At 68.3% G+C, this 10,139-nt stretch carries 7 protein-coding genes; 4 read left to right on the forward strand and 3 right to left on the reverse strand.

The window, feature by feature from the left end:
• Position 1 precedes the first annotated feature (1 nt).
• Complete coding sequence (locus H0B54_RS23375; RefSeq protein WP_188262300.1) at positions 2–2,443, forward strand: glycoside hydrolase family 2 protein; 2,442 nt, start codon at positions 2–4, stop codon at positions 2,441–2,443.
• Positions 2,440–4,254 carry an alpha/beta fold hydrolase gene (locus tag H0B54_RS23380; RefSeq protein ID WP_246472715.1) on the forward strand — a complete coding sequence of 605 codons (1,815 nt, stop codon included), beginning with the start codon at positions 2,440–2,442 and terminating at the stop codon, positions 4,252–4,254. The genes H0B54_RS23375 and H0B54_RS23380 overlap by 4 nt, the downstream gene beginning before the upstream one ends.
• Here H0B54_RS23380 and H0B54_RS23385 read toward each other — a convergent pair.
• From H0B54_RS23385 to H0B54_RS23395, 3 genes are all read right to left on the reverse strand, one after another.
• Positions 4,223–4,909 (reverse strand): phage tail protein, encoded by a 687-nt coding sequence (locus tag H0B54_RS23385; protein WP_188262301.1) that lies wholly within the window; start codon positions 4,907–4,909, stop codon positions 4,223–4,225. The genes H0B54_RS23380 and H0B54_RS23385 overlap by 32 nt on opposite strands.
• A gap of 77 nt (positions 4,910–4,986) precedes the next feature.
• A complete protein-coding gene (locus H0B54_RS23390) occupies positions 4,987–5,307 on the reverse strand; it encodes a DUF6916 family protein (RefSeq protein ID WP_188262302.1) in 321 nt (106 codons plus the stop codon).
• Positions 5,308–5,417: 110 nt separating this feature from the next.
• Positions 5,418–6,089 carry a phage tail protein gene (locus tag H0B54_RS23395; protein ID WP_188262303.1) on the reverse strand — a complete coding sequence of 224 codons (672 nt, stop codon included), beginning with the start codon at positions 6,087–6,089 and terminating at the stop codon, positions 5,418–5,420.
• A 423-nt stretch (positions 6,090–6,512) separates the two neighbouring features.
• Between H0B54_RS23395 and H0B54_RS23400 the strand changes: the two genes are divergently transcribed.
• Positions 6,513–7,082, forward strand: coding sequence for a GNAT family N-acetyltransferase (locus H0B54_RS23400; protein ID WP_188262304.1), 570 nt, complete (start codon positions 6,513–6,515; stop codon positions 7,080–7,082).
• Positions 7,083–7,500: 418 nt separating this feature from the next.
• Positions 7,501–10,139: DUF4347 domain-containing protein (locus tag H0B54_RS23405; RefSeq protein ID WP_188262305.1), on the forward strand; the 2,639-nt coding region annotated here is incomplete at its 3' end.

Here is a 10,139-nt window from a genome sequence, read left to right on the forward strand (position 1 = left end):
GATGGCGCGCCTTCACGCCGTGACGGGCCGCAGCGTGACCCCCTTGTCCACGGGGTGGGAGCTGTGCGTGACCGAGCCGGGGAGAACGCCCGCAGGGGACTGGCTGCCCGCCCCGGTGCCCGGTACGGTTGCCCAGGCTCTGCGCGAGGCCGGGGTCTACCGGCTGGGAGACCCGCTTCCCCTGCACGACCGCGACGTCTGGTACCGGGTGCGGCTGACCGGTGAAGGATCCTGCACCCTGCGTTTCCATGGCCTCGCCACCGTTGCGGAGGTGTGGCTGGACGGGAAGCGCATCCTGAGCGGCGCCAGCATGTTCCAGAGCCACGATGTACCGGTGACGTTGCACGGGACGCACGCGCTGCGCATGGTCTTCCGCGCCCTGAACCCGGTGCTGAGAGCGCAGAAGGGTCGGGGCCGCTGGCCGGTCCGGCTGGCCGAGCCGGCGGGGCTGCGCGCGGTGCGGACCACGCTCCTGGGGCACATGCCCGGCTGGTGCCCGCCCGTGCCGGCGGTCGGCCCCTGGCGCCCGGTGGAACTCATCGCGGAAACCGGACCGCTGCGCGTCCGCTCGGCGGATCTGCGCGCGACTCTGGAAGGGCAGGACGGCCGCTTATCCCTGGCCCTGGCGGCGGAATGGACCGGCACCACGCTCCCACCGGGATGGCTGGAGGTGGGGGAGGCACGCGCTCCGCTCCGCTGGACCGGGCCGGGTGAATTGCGCGGCGACATTCACCTGCCGGAGGTCGCGCCCTGGTGGCCGCACAGCCACGGCAGCCCGGCGCTCCACACCGTGCGCGCGGTGGTGGGCGACGCGCGCGTCGATCTGGGGCGCACCGGCTTCCGCCGCATCGAGCGGGAACCCGGCGACGGCTTCGCCCTGCGCATCAACGGCGAACGGATCTTCTGTCGCGGCGCCTGCTGGAGCAGCCCCGACATCGTGGCCTTGCCGGGGACGCGGGACGCCTACGCCCCTTGGCTGGAGACGGCGCGGCAGTCCGGGATGACCATGATGCGGGTGCCGGGCATCGCCACCTACGAATCCGATTCCTTCTTCGACCTGTGCGACGAGATGGGGATTCTCGTCTGGCAGGACTTCATGTTCGCCAATTTCGATTACCCGACCGACGAACCGTTTCTCGACGGTGCCCGGCGGGAAGCGTCGCAACTCCTCGACCGGCTGCAGGCGTCGCCGTCGCTGGCCGTGCTGTGCGGCGGCAGCGAGGCGGAGCAGCAGGCGGCCATGCTCGGCCTGCCGCGCGAGCGCTGGAGCCAGCCGCTGTTCGACACCGTCCTGCGGGACGAGGCGGCGCGCTGGCGGTCCGACGTGCCCTACGTCGCCAACTCCCCGACCGGCGGGCCTCTGCCTTTCGCCGCCGACGCGGGGGTGACCCATTACTACGGCGTCGGCGCCTATCTGCGCCCGCTGGAGGACGCGCGCCGGGCGAATGTTCGATTTGCGTCCGAATGCCTCGCCTTCGCCAACATGCCGGCGGCGGGGGCGCTGCCCGGAGTGCCGGCGGTCCACGACCCGCGCTGGAAGGCGCGCGTGCCGCGCGATCCCGGCGCTCCGTGGGATTTTGAGGATGTGCGGGACCATTATTTGCGCAGCCTCTACGGCGACGATCCCATGCTCCTGCGGTACGAGGACCCCGACCGCTACGCGAGATTATCGCGCGCGGTGACGGGGGAGGTCATGGAGGCCGTCTTCGCGGAATGGCGGCGGGCCGGCTCCTCCTGTGGGGGCGGGCTGGTCTGGATGTTCCAGGACGTCTGGCCGGGGGCCGGCTGGGGCGTGGTCGATTCCGCGGGCGTGCCGAAGGCGGCGTGGCACGCCTTGCGCCGCGCCTTTCGGCCCGTGCAGATCCTGCTGACCGACGAGGGGGTGAACGGGCTGGCGATCCATCTGCTGAACGAGACGGCGGAGCCGGTGGAGGCGGTGCTGGCCCTGACCGCCCTGCGGCGGGGCGAGGTGCCGGTGCTGCGGGTCGAGCGGACGGTCACCCTGCCGCCGCGCAGCGCTCAGGTGGTTCCGGCCTCCTCGCTGCCCGTCCGATTCGTCGACCTGACCTGCGCCTACCGTTTCGGTCCGCCCGCCCACGACGCGGTGGTGGCGGCGTTGTCCGACCCGCGCTCCGGCGCGCCGACAGCCGAGGCCTTCCACTTCCCGACGGGTGGGCGGATGGAGCGCGCGGAGCTGGGTTTGGGCGCCCGCGTGGAACGGACGGCGGAAGGGTGGACGCTGATCCTGTCCAGCCGTCGCCTTGCCCGCTCCGTCCACATCGAGGATGACGGGTTCCGGGCGGAGGAGGAGTGGTTCCACCTGCCGCCGGGGGTGGAGCGCCGGGTCCGCCTGATCCCGTGCCAAGACGGCGCGGCGGTGCCCGATGGCGAGGTTCATGCGTTGAACGGCCTGGATCCAACGCGCTACCGGGGGGCAGCATGACGCCCGATCCGTCCACGCCCGTTCTGTTCGAAGGCTGCTTCGGCTGGCTGCACCCGGCGGGTGGGCGCCGCGGCGTCGTGCTGTGCGCGCCTTACGGTGGCGAGGCGTTGGCCACCCACCGGGCGTGGCGCCGCTTCGCCGAGGCTTTGGCCGCTGCCGGGTTGCCGGTGCTGCGCTTCGATTATCCCGGCACCGGAAACAGCGTCGGCGAGGAGGGCGATCCGGCCCGCCTGGACGCATGGCTCGGCGGCATCCGCGCCGCGACCGCCCACCTGCGCGCCCTCACGGGGGTTGAGGAGGTGGCTCTTGTGGGCTTGCGGCTGGGCGCACTGCTCGCCACGGCGGCGGCGCGCGGGGTGGAAGCGGACGCGCTGGTCCTGCTGTCGCCTTTCCCCTCGGGCCGGGCCTTCCTGCAGGAGTTGCGGGCGGTGGCGCTGCTCGCCGAACGGCCGGCGGACGCCCCGCCCGCGGTGGGGCCGGAGGGGATCGACAGCGCCGGTTTCCGCCTGACTCCGGAGACGGCGGAGGCCCTGCGGGGGCTCGACCTCACGCGGATGACCGAATCCCCGACGCGGCGCGTGCTGATCCTCGACCGTCCGGAGGGGCGCGCCGCCGCTCTGGCGGAGCGGTTCCGTGCGCTGGGAGCCACGGTGGAGGAGGCACCCTTTTCCGATCACGCGCGGCTGATGACCAGCGTCCAGCACGCGGTCGTGGACTGCTCGGCCTTCGCGCGGGTGACGGCTTGGCTGGCGCGGGACATGGCGCCCGCCGAACCGGGGCGGGTGGCGGAAGCCTTCACCCCGCGTTTGGGGCTCGCCGACGCCATGGAACGCCCGCTCCGCTTCGGTCCTGGCGGGGGTCTGTTCGGCATCCTCTGCGAACCCGTCGCCGCAGCCGCGGAGCGGCCCGCCGTTCTGCTCCTGAACAGCGGCGCCACGCCCCACACCGGCACTGGGCGCATGTCGGTGCGGCTGGCCCGGCGGCTGGCGGCGCGGGGGATCGCCTCGCTGCGCATGGACTTGGGTGGGCTGGGGGACAGCGCGTCGAAGCCGGGGCGCCGCGACGGGCTGATCTATTGCCGGGACATGGTGGAGGACGCGCAGGCCGGGCTGGACGCCCTGGCGGCGGCGGGGCATGGCGCTGCGGTCGCCGTGGGGCTGTGCGCCGGCGCGGCGGTGGCGCTGCACGTCGCGCTGGCCGACCCGCGGGTGGTCGGGCTGACGCTGGTCAATCCGGGACGCTTCGTTCTGGGGGACGGGGTGACGCAGGAGGAGGCCATCGGCAGCGCGGTGAAGCCGGCCGCCGCCTATCTGCCCAGGCTGACCGAGCCGGCGGTGTGGCGGGCCATCCTGCGCCAGGACCGCAAGGCGTCGCGCGTCGCCCGCGGCCTTTCGGAGCGCGCGGCCCGCCGCCTGCGCATCGGGGCCGGGCGGCTGCGCGCCGGATTGATGGGACGGGGCTACGCGCGGGACGACGTGCTCCACGCCTTCCAGGCGCTGTCCGATCGCGGAGTCCGCACGCTGATGGTGCACAGCGCGGGCGATGTGACGCTGGGCGAGCTGGAGGCGCAGGCCGGGACGGACGGCGGGCGGCTGCGCCGGATGGGCGGGTTGTGGATGGAGCGCCTCGCCGGGGCCGACCACAGCCTGATGGAGCGCGCCGCGCGGGAGCGTTTCGCCGATCTGCTGGATGATCTGCTCGACCGCGTCGGCACGGGTGCGGCGGATGCTTTGCGGGGCAAGGGCCCCGGCCCACCGGAAGGGACCGGGGCTCTCCGCGTCAATCACGCGACGGGAAATAGCCCAGCATGAAGATGAAGAAGAACAGCGACTGGTAAGGCTGCAGGTTGTTGAGGGCGACCGGGGTGGAAAGGACGCCGCCACCCGGGCTCACCGCCACGGTGGCGCCTGTGGGACCGCCGCTGACCGTGCCTTGCGTGGAGAGCGCGCCCGTGAGTGAGCTTCCGGTGGGCGGCGTCGGCAGGCTTGAAGCCGGGATGTAGGGGCCATCGAGGACAACGTCGTAGCTGGGGTCGATGAACTGTCCACCCAGCACCGCGGGAATGGCGGACGGGATGTTGCTGGTGCCGACCGCAGGGTTCAGCGGGACGGTGACCGTCGCGTTGAACGGCACGGTGCCGCCCGCGCTGCCGCCCTGGAAGCTGGCGGCGTGGGTGTGCGCCGGCAGATTGGTGCCGGTGACCGTCGTGAACTGCGTGCCGCCCGCATTGCCGGTGTTGATCGTGCTGCTGGTGTAGGGGCTGGTCCCCGGCCCCACCATCACGCGGCCGCGCAGGTCCGGCAGATTGAACGTCGAGTTGTTCGGCCCGCTGCCAAAGGCTCCGGCCGTAACCGCCCACAGGGCTTGGTACTGGGCCGAGTTGACCGCTTGTCCCAGGCATTGCTGCGTGTTCACGGGGGCGAAGTTGCCGGCGAATGGAAAGACGGATCCTATATAGAAATCCATGGCGAAATCTCCGGTGGAATCGATGCGCTGGGACGGACGGTGCGCGGTGCTTGGCGATGGCGTCGGACGGCTGGGGCTCAGTTCAGGATCAGCTCGAAGCAGCCCCGCTCGGGATCGCGCGGAATGACCCGCACGATGTAGAAGGGGCCCAGCAATCCCATCGTCGGATGGTCGATCTGGAAATAGCCGTTCCACAGCTGGCTGGTGCCGTAGGTTTCAAACAGAGCCGAAAAGGACGTGCGCTTCGCCCAGCGCGGCGTGCATTCCGGACGTGCCGTCAGCTTCGTCAGCTCGACGTCTGTGATCACGGACCCGTCCTCCGGGGCGACGAAACGGAACGTCTGGCCGAGATGCGGGGCGAACATCTCGTGGGAGATGGTGGCGATGTCGATGGTCATCTCAAAAGTCCGGGCTCAAGTTCTGAAAGTACGGCTGGCGTTCCGGGCATGCATAGCCAACGCGCAGCATCCGTCCATCCGGTGTTCGACGATCGGGGAGCGGTCCCGGATCAGTCGCGCATCGGGAAGATGCCGCTGGTGACGATCAGCATGGTCAGCGCGAGATAGGGCTGCATGTTGTTCACCGGAGACGGGTTGGTGACGCCGCCGCCCGCCGAAACGCTCACCGAGCCGGTCAGTCCGCCCAGCGTCACGGTGCCGGAGGCCGAACCGACCAGAGCCGAGCCGTTCGGCGCGGTGCCGGAGCTGTAGGGGCCGTCCAAGGTGACGCCAACGCCGCCGGGATCGCCGAGCTGGAACGCGCCGAGATAGTTGTTGCCGCCCACCGGGGTGCTGCTGGCGCCGACGACGGTGCTCACGGGGATGGCCGCGGCGGCGGAAACGGTCGCGCTGGTGCTGCTGCCGGATGGCGTGAAGGTGGCGGCGTGGGTGTGCGCCGGCAGATTCTGCACGGTGATCGTGTTGCTCGCGACGCCGCCGAAGTTCCCCGGGTTGAGCGTCTGGTTGTTGAGGTAGGGGCTGGTGCCCGAACCGATCATCACGCGGCCGCGCAGGTCCGGCAGGTTGAAGTTGGTCGAGCCGTTGCCGCCGTACATCGCGCCGGTGACCGCGAACAGGGCCTGATTCTGGCTGACCTGCATCTGCTGGCCCAGGCACTGGGCGGTGTACTGGGGGGCGTAGGCGCCGGTGAACGGGAAAATCAGGCCGAGGTAAACTTCCATGACGACACCTCCTGTTTATGAAACCGGTTATGGCGGCCTGTGGCCAGCGTCTCCCTGAAGACGTGCCGCGCCGCCGAATGTGATAGAAAGCATACCGGTATATTCTCCTGAACGGCTAGGGCACGAGCAATAGGCGATACAAAAAGTTACTTTTTCCGAGCGTAATCTTTGCTGAATGACCTTCTGGTTGCATATCCATGTATGTTATTGGTTGGGCCCGGCGGGTCGGGAACCCGCCTCGGGCGGTTCGCCTGGGGTGTCGACCCATTCCCGGCCATGGTCGCTCCGCGTCGGACTGATGCCGAAGCGGACGACTCGCGCGGTGCCCTCGGCCGCAATGGTCCTGAACGGCGATTCTTGCGTCGGGCTCGCATCTTCAGCTATTCAGAACTTGCGCTTGCGCTACCGGAAAGGGTGTGGCCGATGGCCGTTCTGAATGGATCGCTGCCGCTGCTTGGCGGGTTGACGGTGCGGTTTCCCCGCTCTTCGGATGACGACTTCCTGATGGGTCTGTTCATGGACGCGCGCCCTTGGCTGGCCAAGGCGCACCATGACCGCGACTTCGTCCGGACGCTCTACGAACAGCAGTACAGCGCGCGGCGGATGGGGCAGGAAAGCCGCTATCCGGAGCATCTGGATTTCGTCGTTGAGAAGACGGGCCAGCCGGTGGGGCGGATCGTGATGGATCTGGGCCGCTACGACTGGCGGGTGTCGGAGGTGGAGATCCACCGTCTGGCCCGCGGCAAGGGCATCGGCACCGATCTGCTGCGCAGTTTCCAGGGGACCGCGGCGCAGTTGCGCATCCCGATCACCTTGTCGGTGGCCGAGGTGGAGACGCGCGTCCACTGGTTTTATTACCGGTTGGGCTTCGATCTTCTGGCGAAGACGTCGCCCTCGCTGGAACTGATCTGGCTTCCGCCCGGTCATCCGGGAATCCAGCACCTGCCGCCGCAAATCCTGCCGGCCCAGATGCAGCAGGGCGGGGCGTCCTGACTTCCACACTTCCGTGACGTGGTCGGGCGGTCCGCTCCCTCCGAATCGGGTCCCAGCGCGGTCATGGCATGCTGGGTCTGTGACATCGGTGCGCGGTGTTTTGCACGCGAATGTTTAACCCTGACACGCTGCAGGCTCGCCGACGGCGAAATGGCAGCGCGAAAAGCACACCATCGTATGCTTTCGTTTCAGCGGTGAAATACAAGGCGCTTCGCGGAAACAAATGCGTCAAATTATGACACGCTGTTCTCTTCGATGATGCGAATCGTTGCAAATCGGGCACCTCTTTTGCCGCCTGAATAGACTGATGCTCTGTCAACGATTGTGAAAAGGTGGTACGCTCCCGCAGATTATTCACCTTTTGGTGACCGCTTTCGGCTTAGGGTCGGGCGGCGTTGCGTATGGCGGGAGACTGGCGATGACGCGCAAGCGTGGTTCGAATGGCAATGGCGTGAACGGGCGTTCCGGCATGGCGCGCAAGCCGTCCTCATCGATGTTCGCGATGGCTCTCGAACCACGCTTCATGTTCGACGCGGCGGGCGCCATCACGGCCGCCGAGGTTCATCAGCAACCCGACCAGCCTTCGCCGGGCGATCAGGCCGCCGCCAAGGCCGCCGACGCCGACAAGCTGGCCGACTGGGCCATCAAGGAGTCGACGGTTCCGGCCGCCGCCGCGTCCCCGGCCTCCTCCGCTCCGTCGCTCACCGAACCCGCGGGGGTGACGGCGCGGCTCGCCGACGCTCAAGGAACGGTCCGGTCGGTGGTGTTCGTCGACACCAGCGTGTCCGACTATCAGGCGCTGCTCAAGGACATCGCGCCCGACGCCAAGGTTGTCCTGCTCGACCCCCAGCAGGAGGCGCTCGGCCAGATGGCGAAGGCGCTGTCCGGGATGTCCGGTCTGGATTCCGTCCAGGTCGTCAGCCACGGCAACCAAGGCCATCTCTACATCGCCGGCCGCGCCTATTGGGCGGACGGCTTGGCCAACCGCGGGCAGGATCTCCAGGCGATCGGTGCCGCACTGAAGCCCGGCGGCGATCTCCTCTTCTACGCCTGCAACGTCGGTGCCGGACAGGCGGGACAGGACTTCGTCCAGACGATCCATCGGCTCACCGGGGCCGACGTGGCGGTGTCCAGCGACGAGACCGGCAACGCCACCGGCCAGAATTGGACGCTGGAGGTGCAAAGCGGGGCCATCGAGGCGGCGGTTCCCTTCGCGCGCGCGTCCATGGAAACCTTCAGCGGCCGGTTGGGAACCGTCGTCGTCACCTCGGCGACCGGAACGGCGGCGGGATCGTTGAACCACGCGATCGTGAACGCGGCCGCCGGGGACGTGATCGAATTCAGCTCGGCGCTGACGTCCGGCACGGTTTCTCTAAGCGGTGCCACACCGACCAACATCGTAACGGCGTCGACTCAGAGCTTCACGATCAACGGCGACGTGAACGGCGACGGCATCGCCGACATCACGATCTCCGGCGCCAACACCGGCAATGTGCCCGCGACGACGGACTACCGGGGCATCCTCTTCAATGCGTCCGGCAAGACGCTGACGGTCAAGAACGTCGTCATGGAGCGCTTTTATTCGGCATCCGCCCTGCAGGGCGCGCTGACGTTGCAGAACGGGTCGCTCGAAGTGGATGGCGTAACCTTCAGGAACAACCTGAACAACGCCATCGCTACGACCAATGCGTCCACATCCGTGACGATCAAGAACTCGGTTTTCCGCGAAAACACAGGTGTGGTGTCCGGTACGGCGGGCTTCGCGGTCGTTCGTACGCAGGTGAACGACACGCTGACGATCGAGAACAGTCTGTTTGCAGACAACAATTACGTCATGAACATGGGGTCGAGTTCGGCTCTCTACCCGGGCGCCATTATTGCGCAAACGCACAACACCGCTGCCTATACGGTAAACATACGCAACGTCACCATTGTCAATAACAGCTACGTTAACAATGATTCCGGCGCTGTCGGTGTCAAGACGGCGGGCATCGGCACCTATTCCGGTGCATCGGCTACCGTGAACGTTTATAACACGATCATTGCGGGGAACTCTGGCAATCTTGCCGGAACGAGTTTTGCCGATCCGAACGCCATCATTTACAACAGCGCTAACATCACCCTGAACGCAGGCAACAATTACCAGGGCGCCATTACCGGCAACGCGATCTTCGTCGACTCCACCAACGCCACGAAGAGCCTGCGCGATTATCGTCCGGCCTCGACCGCGACGACCTTCATCAACGCTGGCGACAGCAGCAACGCGAACCGCTACGGCGGCAGCTACGACATCCGCGGCATCGACCGCATCCGTGACGGTGCCCTCGACCTCGGCGCCTACGAAGTGCATTGGAACGTGGGCGAGCCGTCGGTCGACCTGAACGGGGCGGGCGCCGGCAACGGGGAATCCGTCAGCACCTCCACCCCCGCCTCCGGGGTGCTGATCGCTCCCAACGCCGTCCTGAGCCAGACGGACAGCGACACCCGCCTGCTCGGCGCCACCATCGCCCTGTCCGGCACGTCGGACGGCGCGGCGGAAGTGCTGAGCATGCTGGCGGCCTCCGTGGCGACGGCCAAGACCTATGGCATCAGCGTCACCGGCAACGACACGTCGACGATCACCCTGCGGGGCGCGGCCAGCGTGGCGGGTTATCAGGCGGTGATCCAGCTCATCCAATACAAGAACACCGCCGGCAGCGCCACGGCGGGCACCCGCACCGCGACGATCACTGTCAACGACGGTGAAACGACCAGCGCCGCGCGGACCAGCCAGATCACTGTCGGGGGGTCTTCCCCCTCCAACGGCGCTCCGGTGAACAGCGCGGTTCCGACGGTGACGGGGACGGCGACGGTGGGCAACGCGCTGAGCGGGGCGACCGGGACCTGGAGCGATCCCGACGGCGACGCACTGAGCTACAGCTACCAGTGGTACCGGGCCGACGACAGCAACGGCACCAACGCCGCCTCGATCAGCGGCGCGACCAGTTCCAGCTACGCGCTGACCTCGTCGGACGCCCACAAGTACCTGCGCGTCGTGGTGACGGCCAACGACGGCAA

The organism is Azospirillum tabaci, assembly GCF_014596085.1.
Lineage (GTDB): Bacteria > Pseudomonadota > Alphaproteobacteria > Azospirillales > Azospirillaceae > Azospirillum > Azospirillum tabaci.

What these genes read in the sequence shown, in the direction of transcription:
- H0B54_RS23375 (WP_188262300.1), top strand. Translation starts at nt 2, where the DNA reads ATGGCGCGCCTTCACGCCGTGACGGGCCGCAGCGTGACCCCCTTGTCC.
- H0B54_RS23380 (WP_246472715.1), top strand. Translation starts at nt 2,440, where the DNA reads ATGACGCCCGATCCGTCCACGCCCGTTCTGTTCGAAGGCTGCTTCGGC.
- H0B54_RS23385 (WP_188262301.1), bottom strand. Translation starts at nt 4,909, where the DNA reads ATGGATTTCTATATAGGATCCGTCTTTCCATTCGCCGGCAACTTCGCC.
- H0B54_RS23390 (WP_188262302.1), bottom strand. Translation starts at nt 5,307, where the DNA reads ATGACCATCGACATCGCCACCATCTCCCACGAGATGTTCGCCCCGCAT.
- H0B54_RS23395 (WP_188262303.1), bottom strand. Translation starts at nt 6,089, where the DNA reads ATGGAAGTTTACCTCGGCCTGATTTTCCCGTTCACCGGCGCCTACGCC.
- H0B54_RS23400 (WP_188262304.1), top strand. Translation starts at nt 6,513, where the DNA reads ATGGCCGTTCTGAATGGATCGCTGCCGCTGCTTGGCGGGTTGACGGTG.